The organism is Bordetella ansorpii (assembly GCF_900078315.1).
Lineage (GTDB): Bacteria > Pseudomonadota > Gammaproteobacteria > Burkholderiales > Burkholderiaceae_B > Bordetella > Bordetella ansorpii.
The window spans coordinates 41000-56590 of the sequence record NZ_FKBS01000006.1; the positions used below are offsets into that span (position 1 = coordinate 41000).

The following is a 15591-nucleotide window of genomic DNA, read 5'->3' on the forward strand; positions in this document are numbered from 1 at the left end:
ATGCCTTCCGTAAAACGCCAAGAAAAGGCCAACGCCATGCGCAAGCCCGATAACCGTGCACCGCGTGCCTTCGCGCTGCGCCCCGCGTTTGTGAAGGGGGCCCTGCTGATGAGCTGCGTGCTGGGCACGCAAGCCGCCGCCCAGTCCCAGATGGCCCCGTTCCAAGGGTTGCCGGCCGAGGCGCCGCCGTCCTTTACCAACGCCGCGCCCCGCACCAACGCCCAGGCGCCGGTGGCGCCGCCCTTCGTGCCCTCGGTGTCCTACACGCTCGAGCAACTGGGCGCGCAGTATCCCGTGAACCTGCGCGGAGTGGATGGCAGCAATACCTTCCAGTTCGGCGTGCGCAACGACCAGGTCGTCACCGCCGCGCGGTTGGACATGCGCTACACCTATTCGCCTTCGTTGCTGCCGGACATCTCGCACATCAATGTGCTGGTCAACGACGAAGTCGCGGCGACGATTCCCGTGCCGAAGGAACAGGGCGGCATCAACCAGCGGCGAACGATCGACATCCCGCCCTACCTGGTCACTGCCGACAGCGCGCTGCGCCTGCAGCTGATCGGCCACTACACCATGGACTGCGAGGATCCGCTGCACTCCAGCCTGTGGACCAACATCAGCAACCAGAGCCAACTCGAGCTGATGACGTCGGCCGTGCAATTGCCCGACGACCTGGCCAATCTGCCCGAGCCGTTCTTCGATCGCCGCGATCGCCGCCAACTGCAACTGCCGTTCGTGTTCGCCGCGCAGCCCGACGCCGCGGCGCTGGAAGCGGCGGGCGCGGTGTCGTCGTGGTTCGGTGCGCTGGCCAGCTATCGCGGCGCTCGATTCAGTGCATCGGTGGGCCAGCTTCCCGCGCGCGGCAACGCGGTCATGCTGGCCGTGGGCAACAAGATTCCGGGCGTGACGGTCGACCCGCTGCAAGGCCCCACGCTGGCCATCACGTCCAATCCCAACGATCCCAACGGCAAGGTGCTGCTGGTGATGGGCCGCGACGCGAAGGAACTGAAGCAGGCCGCGGCGGCGCTGGTCACCGGCAGCCAGACGTTGTCGGGCCCCGCCATCACCATCACGCAGTTCGCGGGACTGCAGCCGCGCAAGCCCTACGACGCGCCCAGGTGGCTGCGCTCCGATCGTGCGGTGTCGTTCGGTGAGCTGATGGACGCCAGCCGGATGAGCGTGTCGGGCTACAGCCCCGAGACGATCCGCATGGACGTGCGTGTGGCGCCGGACCTGTTCGGCTGGCACGAGAAAAAGGTGCCGATCGACCTGCGCTATCGCTATACGCCGCAGCCGACCTCCGTGAACTCGTCGCTGCTGTTCAGCGTCGACGACCAGTTCATCAAGTCGATTCCATTGTTCGCACTGGAGCGCATCTCGGATGGCGAGACATTGCGCGCGCAGGTGCTGCCCGATGAAAGCCTGCCGATGCGGGCACAGCTGGACGTGCCGCTGGAATCGTTGAAGTCGCGGTCGCAGCTGCAATTCCGCTACATGTACGACTACATCAAGCAGGGCGAGTGCCGCGACATCATCATCGACAACGTGCGCGGCGCCATCGATCCGGAATCCACCATCGACGTCAGCGGTTATCCGCACTTCATCGCCATGCCTGACCTGGCCGCCTTCACGCAGGCCGGTTTCCCGTTCACACGCATGGCCGATCTGTCCGACACCCTGGTCGTGCTCGGCGCCAATGCCGCCAACCCGGAATACAGCGCCTATCTGACGGTGATGGGCCGTATGGGCGAGTCCACCGGCTATCCCGCCACGGGCGTCTCGGTGTCGCGCGCGCAGCAGGCGTCCTCCGCCCCCGCGGGCAAGGACTTGCTGGTGATCGCGTCGGGCGCCGATCAGTCGTGGCTGAAGGAGTGGGCGTCCTCCGTGCCTGCTTATTCGGGCTCCGCGAACTTTGGCGTGTCCGATCTGGTGTATCGCGTACTGGGCTGGTTCCATGCCGACCCGCGCCTGGACAACGAGCCGCGCCGTACGGCGCTGGCCTATACCGGCACCGGCGTCAGCGCGGTGGTGGCGGGCTTCGAGTCGCCGCGCGAAGCCCAGCGCAGCGTGGTGCTGATCGCCAGCAACCGGCCCGAGGGCCTGCAGGACGCCACGTCGGCGCTGCTGGGAGGCGAGGACTACAAGAATCCCATCCAGGGCAGCCTGGTCGTCATCCGCGGCAAACAGATCGACTCGCTGGTCGGCGAACAGCAGTATTACGTGGGCAGCCTGAGCCTGGTCAAGCGCATCGATTGGGCGCTGTCGGCCATCCATCCCGCCCTGTCGCTGGCGGGCGTGGCGACCATGCTGGTGCTGCTGATCGCCGCGCTGGCGTTGCTGATCGGTCTGTTGTCCCGCCGCAAGTCCAGACCGTCGCCGAAGGCCTGATGCCATGATGCCCGCCGCCCGTCCACGCGCACGACCGCTCCGCGCCCTGCTCCGCATGGCCGCCGGTCTGCTGCTGGCCGTGACGGCCCCGGCCGCTGCGTTGGCCTCGTCTACCTGCGAGATGCCGGCGTGGCCGAAGTGGGACGGTTTCAAGCAGCACTACGTGCAGAAGGATGGCCGTGTGCTTGACGCCAGCACGCCGAAGCAGCACAGCTCGTCGGAAGGGCAGTCGTACGGCATGTTCTTCGCGCTGGTGGCGGGCGATCGCGAAACCTTCGATCGCCTGTGGCGCTGGAGCGTGGACAATCTGGCGGCCGGCGACATGACCCAGCGCCTGCCAGCCTGGTACTGGGGCCTGCGCGATGATGGCTCATGGGGCGTGCTCGACACCAATTCCGCATCGGATGCCGATCTGTGGTTCGCGTATGCGTTGCTGGAAGCCGCGCGCGTCTGGAACCACCCCGAGTACGCGCGCCAGGCGCGCGCGCTGATGGCGCTGATCGAGGAACGCGAGGTCGCTGAGTTCCAGGGGTTCGGCACCATGCTGCTGCCTGGCGCCGAGGGCTTCGTCCAGCCCCGGCAGTGGCGCGCCAACCCCAGCTATCTGCCAGTCTCGTTGCTGCGTCGCCTGCAGGCCGAGTCGCCCGAGGGCTCATGGGGCCGCATCGCCGACAACACGCTGCGCCTGGTGCAGCAGAGCAGCCCGCTGGGTTATGTGGCCGACTGGGTTGCCTACGACGTGGCCGAAGATGGCAAGGGCAAGTTCGGACCGGATCCCGCCAAGGGGTCGGTCGGCAGCTACGACGCCATTCGCACCTATATGTGGGCCGGCATGATTGCCTCCGACGATCCGCTGGCCAAGCCCATGCTGCAGGCACTCAGGGGCCTGGCCCAGGCCACCGGGAAGACGGGTGTGCCGCCCGAGAAGGTCGATGTGTATACCGGAGAGGTATCCGGTGCGGGGCCGTTCGGATTCTCGGCCGCGTTGTTGCCATATCTGAGGGCATCGGGCCAGGAAGCACTGCTGCGCAGCCAGACCGAGCGCGCGCTGAGCAACTGGGACGCCAGCCTGACGCCGGAACGCGTGGAGCAGCAACAACCCCCGTATTACGATTACGTCCTCAGCATGTTCAGCACAGCCTGGATGGACGGGCGCTACCGTTTCCTCGGCACGGGGCATATCCAATTACAGTGGGAAAAACCATGTCCGCACGTCGTTACACGGTAGTTTTAGGGCTGCTGGCAGCAGCCTTGGCGAACCCGGCGACAGCTTGGGCCCAGGATGACGCTTCCCGTACGTTGGTCGAACAGGGCCGCTATTGGCGTGCCCAGGGCAAGCCTGACCAGGCCGTGCAGGCCTGGCAGAAACTGCTGCTCATCGATCCTCGCCAGCCCGAGGCGCTGTACGGCATGGCCGCCATCGCGATCGATCGCAAGCAGCTGACGCAGGCGCGCGACTACCTGACGCGCTTGCGCGCCGCGGCGCCCGCCAGCCGTTTCGTGCCCCAGCTCGAACAAGATCTGAACCTGGCCTCGGATCCCGGCCGCGGCGCGCTCGAGAAGGCCCGCCTGATGGCGCAGGACGCGGCCAACAAGAACGACATTCCCGGTATGGGCGCCGCCATCGCGCAGTACGACCAGGCGCTGGGCGGCAAGATGCCGCAAGGCGACGTCGGGCGTGAGTACTACAACTACCTGGGTTACACCGACGGCGGCCTCGAACGCGCCATCCAGGGCCTGCGGCGCCTGGATAGCCAGCAGCCGGGCAATCCCGCCATCCAGTTGCAGCTGGCGCAGCACATGGCGCGCAACGAGCGCACGCGCGCCGAAGGCATCCGCCGTCTGCAGCAGTTGTCGACCCGCAGCGACATCGGCGGCGCCGCCGCCGAGTTCTGGCGCGCCTCGCTGAGTTGGCTGGGGGCGCCGCGTCCCGAGGACAAGCCACTGTTCGAGGCGTATCTGGCGACGCATCCCGACGATGCCGACATCCGCGCGCAGATGCAGCAGGCGCGTCCCGCCGCGCCGGCCCAGTTGGCCCGCGGCGCCAGCGATTCGGTGCCTGTCGCGATGGCCCTGGATCCGGTCCTGGCGCGTGGCTATGCCGCGCTGCGGCGCGGCGACATGGTCGATGCCGAACGCGAATTCACCGCCAAGCTGCAGACCAGCCCCAACAATGCCGATGCCCTGGGCGGCCTGGGCGTGGTGCGCATGCGCCAGAACAACCTGCTCGAGGCCGAACGCCTGCTGACGCGCGCCGTGTCGCGGCCGGGCGGCGCAAGCTGGGGCAAGTCGCTGAATTCGGCGCGCTACTGGAACCTCTACAACCAGGGCACGGCCGCGCTGGCCGCCAACGATGCGGCTTCGGCGCGTGGCCTGTTCGCACAGGCCACGCGGCTGGATCCGCGTGAGCCGGCCGGTCGCAACGGGCTGGCCCGTGCGTATGCCGCGCAGGGCGATCTGGCCTCGGCGGAAAAGACGTACCGCGCCGTGCTGACGTCCGACAAGCGCAACAGCGAGGCGCTGGGCGGCCTGGTGGGGGTGCTGGGGCAGACGGGCCGTTCCGAACAGGCCATGCAACTGGTCAACGGCATGAGCGCCTCGCAGAGAGCGGATCTGGGCGACCTGCCCCAGTTGCGCGCCTCCGTTGCCGCGGGGCGCGCCAAGGCGGCCGAGCAGCGCGGCGACAGCGAGGGCGCGCGGCTTGCGCTGGAAGACGCCTTGCGCGACGACCCGAACAATCCCTGGATTCGCCTGGACCTGGCGCGCCAGTACCTGGAAAAGGGCCAGCGCACCGAGGCCCGCGGTATCGTGGACGGCCTGCTGGCGTCCAACCCGGACATGCCGGACGCGCTGTACGCCAGCGCCCTGCTGTCGATGCAGATGGGCGAATCGGCCAAAGCCCAGGAAACGCTGGCACGCATTCCCGAATCCCGGCGCACGCCGGCCATGACGGCCACCGAGATGCAGGTCGGCGTTCAGATGCAGGCGCTGCGCGCCGCCGAGGTCGGCCGCGCCGGCCACACGGACGAGGCGCGCGCCATGCTGGCCCGGCTCGAATCCTCCGCGGGACGCAATCCTGCGCTGATCGGCACCATCGCGCAGGCTTACGTCGATGCCGGCGACACGGCGCGCGGCATGAGCCTGATGCGGCAATTGCAGAACGGCCCGGGCGGTTCCCGCCCCGATACCCTGCTGCCCTATGCGGGCCTGCTGCTGAAGGCCGAACAGGATGTCGAGGCAGCCAGTGTGTTGCGCCAGATCCAGGCGCAGCCGCTGACGCCGGACCAGGCCCGCCAGCAGGAAGACCTGGTGATGCTCTACACCGTGCGCCAGGCCGAGTTGCTGCGCCAGCGCGGCCAGTTGGCCAACGCCTATGACACGCTGTCCCCGGTGCTGAACAAGCGTCCCGACGATCCCCTGGCGGTGGGCACGCTGGCGCGCATGTACGCCGACAGCGGCGACAACGCCAAGGCGCTGAACCTGTACAAGCAGTTGGTGGAGCGCGAGCCGAACAACGCCAATCTGCTGCTGGGGGCTGCGCAGGTCGCCGCGCAGGGGCAGGACAGCCGCTATGCCGATGAGACGCTCGAACGCGCCGTCGCGGCGGCGCCCGACGATCCCGACATCCTGGCCGGCGCGGCGCGTGTCTATCGCATGCGCGGCAAAGGCGGCAAGGCGGTCGATCTGCTGGCCCAGGCCATCAAGGTCAAGGAGGCGCGCGGGCAGACGCAACTGGCCATGGCGGACACTCAGCCCGCCGCGTATGACAATCCTTTCGCCGGACGCAGTTCGCAGTATTCGGTGCCGTACGAGGGAATGCAGGACGCCTACCCGGTCCCGGCGTCGGGCCGGTCGCAACCGACGGTCGAATTGCTGGCGGTTCCCTCGTCGAAGCCGTACGGCGATGTCGCGCCGTCCGCGCCCCTGGCTCCGCAACGCAACACGCCGTCCGCGATCGTGCAGCCGGTCGTCGCGACCCGTGAGCCGTCTGGGCCATCGGCCAAGCGCGCCGTGGCCGCGGGCACCGCGGGTCCGGGGTCGCAGGATCTGCTGGTGGGCAGGCCAGGAAGCGCGTCGCAGAGCATCACCGTGCCGCGCACCGTGGCCACCGCACCCGCGCGGTCCACGCAGTCGGCCGAGTCGCCTTCCGATCTGCGCGCCATGCAGAACGAACTGCAGGACCTGCGCGCGGAGCGCTCGCCACAGATCCTTGCCGGCGCCTTCGCGCAGTCCAACAACGGCCAGCCCGGCACCAGCAAGCTCACGATGACGCAACAGCCCGTCGAGGCGCGTCTGCCTCTGGGCGAAGGCAAGCTGTCGCTGCGCGCCACCCCCGTGCAATTGAATGCCCGCTCGGTCCGCGACGACATGGTCAGCCGCAGCCAGTTCGGCGGCGGTCCAGTGGCCGCGCTGGCGCAGCAGTCGGGCGCCACCGGCGGACCGGGCTCGCAGAAGGACAGTGGCGTTGGCTTGTCGGTCGGCTACGAAACCAGGAACCTGAAGGCCGACATCGGCACGACGCCGCTGGGGTTCCTGAAGAGCAATGTGGTCGGGGGCGTCGAGCTCAAGGGATCCATCGATCCCAAGGCCGGCACCTGGTATTCGGTTGGCGCGTCCCGCCGCGCGGTCACCGACAGCCTGGCGTCGTTCGCCGGCGCGCGCGATGCCCGTACGGGCGACACGTGGGGCGGCGTGACGGCCACCGGCGTGCAGGGCCAGATCGGCATCGATCGGCCCACCCATGGCGTGTATGGCTACGGCTCGTGGCAGTCCCTGAACGGCCGCAACGTGGCGTCGAACACGCGCAGCGAGATCGGCGGCGGTTCCTACGTGTATCTGCATCGCGGCAAGGACAGCCTGCTGACGGCCGGCGTGAACGTGGGCGGCACGTTCTACAACAACAACCAGCGCTTCTCCACCTACGGCAATGGCGGCTACTTCAGCCCGCAGGAGTTCTATTCGCTCAGCCTGCCCGTCACGTGGGCGCAGCGTTCGGACCGCTTCAGCTACAAGGTGCAAGGCTCCGTCGGCGTCCAGCATTTCCGCGAGAGCAACGCCAAGTACTTCCCGACCAGCAGCGAGCGCCAGCGCGTGGCGGCCCTGTCGGCCGGGGCCGCCGGCCTGAACGACGGCGCCGTGTACCCCGGCCAGTCCAAGACGGGCGTGGGCTACAACCTGGCCGCCACGGGCGAATACCAGTTGTCCAAGAATCTGCACCTGGGCGCAACCGTGTCGATGGATAACGCCAGCGACTACCGGCAGGTGGCCGGCGGTTTGTATCTGCGGTACTCGTTCTATCCGCAGAAGCAGTCCATGGAGCTGCCGGTGGTGCCGTACCGCTCGCCGTACAGCCGGTAATCCACACTCCGAATTTTCAGGAACCCTTCATCATGCTCGCATCCGCTCTTGCCGGCCTCACCATCCTGGTCGTCGGCGACAGCCATCTGGGTTATCCCGGCTATCTGATCGACACGTTGCACGACAACCTGCTGGCCAACGGCGCCAAGCAGGTGCACACGGTAAGCGTGTGCGGCTCGAACCCCGGCGACTGGGTCGCCGCCACGCAGGGCAATTGCGGCGGCGCCGAGCGTCTCAACAAGGCGCCGCTGGTGCGCAAGCAAAGCGCCAGCACCACGCCCATCACGCAATTGGTGGCCGCCGACAAGCCCGACCTGGTCGTCATCGTCATGGGCGACACCATCGGCGGCTATGGCAAGGACGTGTTCCCCAAGACCTGGGCCTGGCAGCAGACCACCGCGCTGACCAAGGCGCTGGCCAGCACCAAGACCACTTGCGTCTGGGTCGGTCCGCCCTGGGGCAGCGAAGGCGGCAAGTACAACAAGACGTTCTCGCGCGTGCAGCAGGTGTCGTCCTTCCTGGCGACCAATGTCTCGCCGTGCGCGTACATCGACTCGACCAAGATGTCCAAACCTGGCGAATGGGGCAGCACCGACGGCCAGCACCTGACCACCACCGCCTACAAGTACTGGGGCAAGGACATTGCCGATGCGATCGTCCAGTTGCCCGGCGTGACGAAACTGAAACCGTAAGCCACCACGCGCGTTCGCGCGGCATCGAGACGAAGGATACGCAATGCCCCTGTCCGCCCTGGCGGGACTGTCCCTGCTTGTCATCGGCGAAAGCCACATGACCCTGTCCAACTATCTGCGCGAGCCGCTGCACAAGGCGCTGCTGGCGCAGGGGGCGCAAGTGCATTCCGTGGGGGCGTGCGGCGCCAGCCCATCGCGCTGGCTGACGTCCGTGCCCGTGGATTGCGGCGCCGACCAGGTCGGCACCAGCCCTGCCGTGTTGCAGGGCAAGGAAGCGCGCACCACGCCCATCACCGATCTCATCCAGAAAGGCAAGCCGGACGTCGTGGTCGTCATCATGGGCGACACCATGGGCTCGTACGACAAGCCCGCGTTTCCCAAGACCTGGGCCTGGCAGGAGGTCACCAGCCTGACCAAGGCCATCGCCGCCACCAAGACCACCTGCATCTGGGTCGGTCCGGCCTGGGGCACCGAGGGCGGGCCTTTCTCGAAGAACACGCCGCGCACGATGGAGCTGTCCAAGTTCCTGGCATCCAACGTGGCGCCGTGCACCTACGTCGATTCCCTGAAGTTCTCCAAGCCCGGCCAGTGGCAGACGCTGGACGGGCAGCATTTCACGCAGACGGGCTATGCCTCCTGGAGCAAGGCCATCGTCGACGCGCTGGCCACCTCTCCCGCCATCATGAAGCTGAAGAAATGAAGACATCGCTGATTCTGTCGAGCCTGTTGGGGGCGCTGTCCTGCATGACGGCGGGCGCCGCGGAGGTTCCGCTCTACGAGACCGGTCCGGCCGAGGATTCGTCCTTCGTGCGCTTCGTCAATGGCGGCGGCAAGCCGGTGGAGGTCATCGCCTCCGGCTCGAATGCCCGCCTGAAACTGGACGCGGCCAAGCCGGCTTCCGACTTTCTGCCGATTCGCGCTGGCCGCGCCATCGAGGGCGCGCTGGTGCGCGACGGCGGCACGAAGCAGAACGTGTCGGTCACCGTGCAGCCGGGCGAATTCGCCAGCGTGGTGGGCGTGGAGGATGCCGCGGGCGCGTTCACGACCACCATCGTGCGCGAGCAGCCCGATGATTTCAATGCGCTGAAGGCCTCGGTGGCGTTCTACAACCTGGATGCGCGTTGCGCCTCGGCCGCGCTGCGCGTGGCGGGCCGCGACATCACCCTGCTGGACGGCGTGCCGCACGGCCAGGTCAAGCGCCGGCAGGTCAATCCTGTCGCGCTGGCGCTGCAACTGTCGTGCGGGGGACAGCCCGTGGGCGAGGCCTTGAACCTGGGCACGCTCGAGGCCGGCCAGCGCTACACGGTGTTCCTGGTGCCTGCGGGACAACGTTCGCGCATCTTTGGCGCGACCGACTCGGTGGCGCGTTGAGATGACGGCCCGGCCTGGCGCGGCGCACCCTGCGGGCGCCTTCTCAGCGGCAGGCGGGCACCGGCAGCGCGTGCCGCGCGCCGGCGGCGTCGGTGTAGCCGCGCTGGTAGATCGGATCAGTGAATGCGATGGCCGGGTCGGCGAACGACCAGCCGTTGGCTTCGAATTTCGCCAGGATGTCCGGCAGCACGATCGTGTTCAGGCCGTTGGCATGCAGCAGCAGCACGTGTACCGGGCTGCGTCCCAGCCGCTGCTTCCATTCCGCTTCCTGGCGCTGCACTTCCTGCCACAGCCGGTCGAGATAGGGTTTGCGGAACGCTTCGACGTCCAGCGCCGGATTCTTGTTGGCCGACGCCATGAAGCGTTCGTTGTAGTTCCAGTCGTCGATGGTGATGGTGACGGGGGCCAGCGCGTAGCCCCGGCTGGCCAGCAGCGCATACAGCTGGTTGCTGCGTTCGGGCGTGCTGCCTTCGTTCAGGTAGGGCAGCCGCAGCCGGGGGCACCAGCCCGGCATGGCGCCGACCAGGTCCTGCTCCTGCAGCACGTCCTGCAGGAAGGCCGCGGGCGAGGTTCCGTCGACATAGCCCTTGTGCGTGTAGGTGTGGTTGCCGATGGCATGGCCGGCGGCGCCCCAGGCACGCACCAGGGCCAGGCCCTCGGGGCTGTCGACCATGAAACCCGCAGGAAAGAACATGGCGCGGATGTGGTGCCTGGCCAGCGTGTCCAGCAAGTGCTGGTTCCATTGCGCGGCGCGGGGCTCGCCGCGCGGGTCGAAGCCATCGTCGAAGGTGATGGCCACGGTTTGCGCCGCCGTCTGCCACGCCGGCGCGCAAAGCAGCGCAACTGCCAGCAAGCGGCATATTGCGGAAAGAATCCGCGGGAAGAATCTCGGCTTCGGCTGGCTGCGCATGCGGCTGATTCTAATCCTGCCATACCCTCCCCCGCCATCGCGCGGTTGCGTCTCCCTCTTCACTGACACAAAAGAATAATCAAGCATGGTCTTTGCATCGCTGGAGTTCCTGACGCTGTTCCTGCCGGCGTTTCTGCTCGTGTACGCGCTGGGCGCGCCACGGCATCGCAACGCCATCCTGCTGGTGTCCAGCTGGATCTTCTATGGCTGGTGGAGTCCCATCTACCTGCTGCTGTTCATCGCGTTGACGGCGCTGGGCTGGATCGGCGGGATGGTCATCGAAGGCGCGCGGACCGACCGTGGACGCATGCGGCGGCTGGTGCTGTTCATCTGCATCAACGTCGCGACGCTGTGCTGGTTCAAGTACGCCAACATCGTCGTCGAAAGCGCCAGCCACGTGGGCCGGATGATGGGCGCGATGCCGATCGAATGGCAGCGCGTGGTGCTGCCGATCGGCCTGTCCTTCATCGTGCTGCAATCGGTGTCGTACCTGATCGACGTGCAGCGCCGCACGGTGCCGGCCGACCGCAGTTTCATCAGCTACGGCGCTTACCAGGCGATGTTCGTGCACCTGATCGCCGGTCCCATCATCCGGTACCAATGGGTCAAGCGCGAACTGGAATCGCGCCTGGTCGACTGGGCCGGTTTCGCCTCGGGGGCGCGCCGCTTCATGATCGGCGTCAGCATGAAGGTGCTGGTGGCCGATACGCTGTCGCCGCTGGTGGACGCGGCCTTCGCCTTGCCCGATCCCACGCTGGCCGATGCGTGGCTGGGATGCGGCGCGTATACGCTGCAGCTGTTCTTCGACTTCGCGGGCTACAGCGCCATGGCCATCGGCCTGGGACAGATGCTGGGCTTCCATTTTCCCGAGAACTTCGACAATCCCTATCTGGCCCGCAGCATCCAGGACTTCTGGCGCCGCTGGCACCTGTCGCTGTCCACCTGGATCCGCGACTATCTCTACATTCCCCTGGGCGGCAACCGGGGCGGCCGCTGGGCCACCTATCGCAACCTGCTGCTCACCATGGCCATCGCCGGGCTCTGGCATGGCGGCGACAGCTGGAACTTCCTGCTGTGGGGCATCGCGCACGGACTGGCGCTGGCCGCGGCGCGTGCCTGGAACGAAGGCCACATGCCCGCCGTGCCGCGCTGGCTGTCTCACGTGCTGACGCTGCTGTTCGTGATGCTGGCCTGGACGCTGTTCCGCGCCGTGGGTTTCGAATCGGCGATGAACATGTACCGCGGCCAGTTCGGCCTGAACGGCATCGGCCTGTCCGATGCGCTGGCCGTGATCGTGCGGCCCGTGCACGCCCTGGCCGCGGCGTTGGGCATCGTCTGCGTGATCCTGCCGGCCATGCACCCCTGGTGGGCCGGCCGGCCCGATACGCATCTGCGCCAGTTGTGGCGGTCCGCGTGGCCGCTGGCGGGCTTCCTGTTGTCGTTCGGCCTGATCTCCGCGCGCGGTGCGGTGCCCTTCCTCTACTTCCAGTTCTGAGCGCCCGGTCCCGATGAACGCCAATACCAACACCAAGCCGCCCTACGCGCCCGCCACGCGCACCAGCAAGCTGGCCGCGGTCGGGCTGATCGCGTTCCTGGCCGCCGGCTTCGTCTCCAATGGCTGGGGCGTGCTGATGCAGAACATGCAGCTGATGCGCGACAACCCGTCGCTGGACCGCGTGCTGGACGGCGCCGTCATGCGCGATATCGCCAACCACATGTCCGATGCGCCGCTGACCGCCGAGGCCGCGCGCCTGCAACGCGGGCTGGGCTGGGTGACGCTGCACGACCTGGGCCCGCGCGTGCGCCAGGGCTGCGAAGGATGGCTGTTCCTGCGCGACGAACTGCTGGTGCACCGCGATGCGCAGCGTCACGCGCAGGCCCGCGCCGATACCGTCGTGCAGGTCCGGCAGGCGCTGGCCAGGCGCAACATCGGTCTGCTGGTGGCCGTGGTGCCGGACAAGACGCGTATCGAATCCGAGCACTTGTGCGGTCTGCACCGGCCCGCCGAGTTCGAGAACCGGGCTGCCGACTGGATCGCGCGCCTGACCGCGCAGGGCGTGCCGGTGGTGGATCTGGCGCCGGTGATGAAGAACGTGTCCGGCGATGCCTATCTGCGCACCGACACCCACTGGAACGAGGCTGGCGCGGGTGCGGCGGCGCGCGCCGTGGCCGACCGTATCCGCGCATTGGGCACGCCCCTGCAGCCTGCTGCCTACAAGGTCGAGGCCAAGCCCGAGGGGCCGCGCCCCGGCGACCTGGTGCGCCTGGCCGGCCTGGACTGGCTGCCCGTCCGTTGGCAGCCCAAGGGCGAGACCGTGCAGGAGCACGTCTATACCGCCCAGGCGCAGTCGGCCTCGTCGGCCGACGACCTGTTCGGCGATGCGGGCCTGCCCACCATCGCGGTGCTGGGCACCTCGTATTCGCGCACATCCAACTTCATCCCGCAACTGTCTCAGGCATTGGGCGGCGCGGTGGGCAACTTCGCGCGCGATGGCGGGCTGTTCGGCGGCGCCGCGCAGGCGTACTTCCCCAGCACCGCCTACACGCAGACGCCGCCCAAGCTGATCGTGTGGGAGATCAACGAGCGCGATCTGCAGGCGCCGCTGACGGACGCCGACGCGGTCCACGTCAAGTAAGGGGATGCGATCCCGGCTGGCGGCCTGCTTGTGGCAGGCGCCGCCGCGCACGCATAATGGTTCTCGTCCGTGCCGTATCGCGCGTCCGCGCGCGCGGCCATTATTCTTCGCGAGGACATCATGCCCAAGCAGACCGCCGCGCACCGCATCGTGCTGGCCGCGCATCCCGCCGGGGAACCGGAGGATACCGATTTCCGCCTTGAAACCTGCGAGCTGGCCGAGCCCGGGCCAGGACAGATGCTGCTGCGTACCGTCTATCTGTCCCTCGATCCCTACATGCGCGGCCGCATGAACGCCACGCGCTCGTATGCGCCCAGCGTGCCGTTGGGCGGCACCATGGTGGGGGAAGTCATCGCGCAGGTCGTCGAGTCCAGGCTCGAAGGCTTCAAGCCCGGCGACTACGTGCTGGCGCATTGCGGCTGGACCACGCATGCGCTGTCGGACGGCAACGGCGTGCATCGCGTCGATCCTGCACTGGCCCCCATCGAGACGCGTCTGGGCGTGCTGGGCATGCCGGGCTTCACCGCTTTCGCGGGCCTGCGCGAGATCGGCCAGCCGCAACCTGGCGAGACCGTGGTGGTGGCCGCGGCCAGCGGTCCGGTGGGCTCGCTGGTGGGCCAGTTGGCGCAACGCGCCGGCGCGCGTGCGGTGGGCATCGCGGGCGGCGCCGAGAAATGCGCCTATGTGCGCGACGAACTGGGCTTCGATGCCGTGATCGACCATCGTGCGCCCGACATGGCGCAGGCACTTGCACAGGCTTGCCCGCAAGGTGTGGACGTGTATTTCGAGAACGTGGGCGGCGCGGTGTGGCAAGCGGTGTTTCCGCTGCTGAACACCTTCGCGCGCGTGCCGGTATGCGGCGTGATCGCCGACTACAACGGCACCACGGCCAATCCCGGCGACCTGTCCGTGCCCGCCTTGATGCGCGCGGTGCTGTCCAAGCGGCTGACCCTGCGCGGCTTCATCAACTACGACCTGGAGCAGCACCGCACCGCGTTCCTGGAAGAGCTGCCGCCCATCGTGCGCGACGGCAGCATCCGTTATGCGCAGGACATCGTCGATGGCCTGGAGAATGCGCCGCGCGCGTTCATGAGCATGCTCAAGGGCGGCAACTTCGGCAAACTGCTGATCCGGGTTTCGCCGCCGCAGCAGTAAGGCGCTTTCACCCGCGTGCGGTGCATGGCCCGCCGTCGGCAGGCGCGGGGCATCGCGCGGCGTGGTGAAAACCACCCTCTTGAAATCCTCCAGCGCATCTCCAACTTAGGTGCATGGGCGGCGCCCCGCCGCCGACCAACCTCATCCGATATTGCCGGCACAGGCCGGCGGCGATCTTGCACACGCGAGACCGCCGGCTTCGTCACGCATGGAGAAATCGATCATGACTATGCAGCAACTGTTTCGTCCGGAGGTCTTCCGGGCTTTCGACCGCCTGTGGGACCAGATGGATGACGCCTTGCGCGGCGCCGGTTCGCCCACGCATGCACGCGCTGGCGGCCGCGGTTTTCCCGCACTGAACGTGGGCTCCACCGGCGAGTCCGTCGAGATCGTGGCCTTCGCGCCGGGACTCGATCCCGCCACGCTGGACGTCACCGTCGACCGCGGCCTGCTGACCATCTCGGGCGAGCGCAAGAGCGCGCTGGCGGACCTGCCCGAAGGCGCCAAGGTCTATGCGCGCGAACGCCTGTCCGGCAGCTTCCGCCGTGCCGTCGAATTGCCGCGCGACGCCGATGCCGAGCGCGTGCAGGCCCGTTACGTGGATGGCTGCCTGCGCATCACCGTGGGCCGCAAAGCGTCTGCCCAACCCCGCGCCATTCCGGTGCAATAACCGCCAATCCGCAAGGAGCACATCATGACTACCGAAAGCCCCGTCGCCGTGCGCGGCGGCAACCGTACCGAAGCGCGTGTCACCACCTTCGTGCCGCCCGTGGACATCATCGAGGATGCCAAGGGCATCACCCTGATCGCCGATCTGCCCGGCGTCTCGAAAGAGCAGTTGCAGATCCACGTGCAGGCCGAGCGCCTGGTCATCGAAGCGGAGGCGCGCATCGACGTGCCGGCCGACGTGCAGGCGTTCCATACCGAGGTCGAGCAGCCGCGCTATCGGCGCGCATTCAACCTGAGTGCCGAACTGGATACCGCCGCCATCGAGGCCACGCTGAAGGACGGCGTGCTGACGCTGCGTATCCCGCGCTCGCAAGCCGCGCAGCCGCGCCGTGTCGAGGTCCAACTGGGATAA

12 protein-coding genes are annotated in these 15591 nt (G+C 67.8%); 11 read left to right on the plus strand and 1 reads right to left on the minus strand.

Features of this window, described 5'->3' with window-relative positions; translation table 11 throughout:
• The 6 genes from bcsB to A7W11_RS01345 are packed head-to-tail and all read left to right on the plus strand — an operon-like array spanning window position 1 to window position 9809.
• Window positions 1–2388 (plus strand): cellulose biosynthesis cyclic di-GMP-binding regulatory protein BcsB, encoded by a 2388-nt coding sequence (gene bcsB / locus A7W11_RS01320; RefSeq protein ID WP_066406717.1) that lies wholly within the window; start codon window positions 1–3, stop codon window positions 2386–2388.
• Between the two features lie 55 nt (window positions 2389–2443).
• Window positions 2444–3616 (plus strand): cellulose synthase complex periplasmic endoglucanase BcsZ, encoded by a 1173-nt coding sequence (gene bcsZ / locus A7W11_RS01325; protein WP_235816777.1) that lies wholly within the window; start codon window positions 2444–2446, stop codon window positions 3614–3616.
• Window positions 3592–7746, plus strand: coding sequence for a cellulose biosynthesis protein BcsC (locus A7W11_RS01330; RefSeq protein WP_066406720.1), 4155 nt, complete (start codon window positions 3592–3594; stop codon window positions 7744–7746). The genes bcsZ and A7W11_RS01330 overlap by 25 nt, the downstream gene beginning before the upstream one ends.
• Window positions 7747–7778: 32 nt before the next feature.
• Window positions 7779–8438, plus strand: a complete 660-nt coding sequence (locus tag A7W11_RS01335; RefSeq protein WP_066406722.1) for an SGNH/GDSL hydrolase family protein — start codon at window positions 7779–7781, stop codon at window positions 8436–8438.
• 43 nt (window positions 8439–8481) lie between these two features.
• Complete coding sequence (locus A7W11_RS01340; RefSeq protein ID WP_066406725.1) at window positions 8482–9138, plus strand: SGNH/GDSL hydrolase family protein; 657 nt, start codon at window positions 8482–8484, stop codon at window positions 9136–9138.
• Entirely contained in the window at window positions 9135–9809 is a 675-nt protein-coding gene (locus tag A7W11_RS01345; RefSeq protein ID WP_066406727.1) for an alginate O-acetyltransferase AlgF, read from the plus strand. Before A7W11_RS01340 ends, A7W11_RS01345 begins: the two co-directional genes overlap by 4 nt.
• Window positions 9810–9852: 43 nt before the next feature.
• Here the strand turns inward: A7W11_RS01345 and A7W11_RS01350 are convergent, their stop codons facing one another.
• Window positions 9853–10662 (minus strand): polysaccharide deacetylase family protein, encoded by an 810-nt coding sequence (locus A7W11_RS01350; protein ID WP_066406729.1) that lies wholly within the window; start codon window positions 10660–10662, stop codon window positions 9853–9855.
• A 142-nt stretch (window positions 10663–10804) separates the two neighbouring features.
• Here A7W11_RS01350 and A7W11_RS01355 point away from each other — a divergent pair, with 142 nt between their 5' ends.
• From A7W11_RS01355 to A7W11_RS01375, 5 genes are all read left to right on the plus strand, one after another.
• Window positions 10805–12214 (plus strand): MBOAT family O-acyltransferase, encoded by a 1410-nt coding sequence (locus tag A7W11_RS01355; protein WP_066406732.1) that lies wholly within the window; start codon window positions 10805–10807, stop codon window positions 12212–12214.
• A 13-nt stretch (window positions 12215–12227) separates the two neighbouring features.
• Window positions 12228–13355, plus strand: coding sequence for an alginate O-acetyltransferase AlgX-related protein (locus tag A7W11_RS01360; protein ID WP_066406735.1), 1128 nt, complete (start codon window positions 12228–12230; stop codon window positions 13353–13355).
• A 120-nt stretch (window positions 13356–13475) separates the two neighbouring features.
• Window positions 13476–14510 (plus strand): NADP-dependent oxidoreductase, encoded by a 1035-nt coding sequence (locus A7W11_RS01365; protein ID WP_066406737.1) that lies wholly within the window; start codon window positions 13476–13478, stop codon window positions 14508–14510.
• A 223-nt stretch (window positions 14511–14733) separates the two neighbouring features.
• Window positions 14734–15180: an Hsp20/alpha crystallin family protein gene (locus tag A7W11_RS01370; RefSeq protein ID WP_412778692.1), complete on the plus strand. Its 447-nt coding sequence runs from the start codon at window positions 14734–14736 to the stop codon at window positions 15178–15180.
• 24 nt (window positions 15181–15204) lie between these two features.
• Window positions 15205–15591, plus strand: a complete 387-nt coding sequence (locus tag A7W11_RS01375; protein ID WP_066406743.1) for an Hsp20/alpha crystallin family protein — start codon at window positions 15205–15207, stop codon at window positions 15589–15591.

Bases quoted from the DNA above. Each gene is read 5' to 3' on its own strand.
- A7W11_RS01355 (WP_066406732.1), top strand. From the start codon at position 10,805: ATGGTCTTTGCATCGCTGGAGTTCCTGACGCTGTTCCTGCCGGCGTTT.
- A7W11_RS01360 (WP_066406735.1), top strand. From the start codon at position 12,228: ATGAACGCCAATACCAACACCAAGCCGCCCTACGCGCCCGCCACGCGC.
- A7W11_RS01375 (WP_066406743.1), top strand. From the start codon at position 15,205: ATGACTACCGAAAGCCCCGTCGCCGTGCGCGGCGGCAACCGTACCGAA.
- A7W11_RS01330 (WP_066406720.1), top strand. From the start codon at position 3,592: ATGTCCGCACGTCGTTACACGGTAGTTTTAGGGCTGCTGGCAGCAGCC.
- bcsB (WP_066406717.1), top strand. From the start codon at position 1: ATGCCTTCCGTAAAACGCCAAGAAAAGGCCAACGCCATGCGCAAGCCC.
- A7W11_RS01345 (WP_066406727.1), top strand. From the start codon at position 9,135: ATGAAGACATCGCTGATTCTGTCGAGCCTGTTGGGGGCGCTGTCCTGC.
- A7W11_RS01335 (WP_066406722.1), top strand. From the start codon at position 7,779: ATGCTCGCATCCGCTCTTGCCGGCCTCACCATCCTGGTCGTCGGCGAC.
- A7W11_RS01365 (WP_066406737.1), top strand. From the start codon at position 13,476: ATGCCCAAGCAGACCGCCGCGCACCGCATCGTGCTGGCCGCGCATCCC.
- A7W11_RS01340 (WP_066406725.1), top strand. From the start codon at position 8,482: ATGCCCCTGTCCGCCCTGGCGGGACTGTCCCTGCTTGTCATCGGCGAA.
- bcsZ (WP_235816777.1), top strand. From the start codon at position 2,444: ATGGCCGCCGGTCTGCTGCTGGCCGTGACGGCCCCGGCCGCTGCGTTG.
- A7W11_RS01370 (WP_412778692.1), top strand. From the start codon at position 14,734: ATGACTATGCAGCAACTGTTTCGTCCGGAGGTCTTCCGGGCTTTCGAC.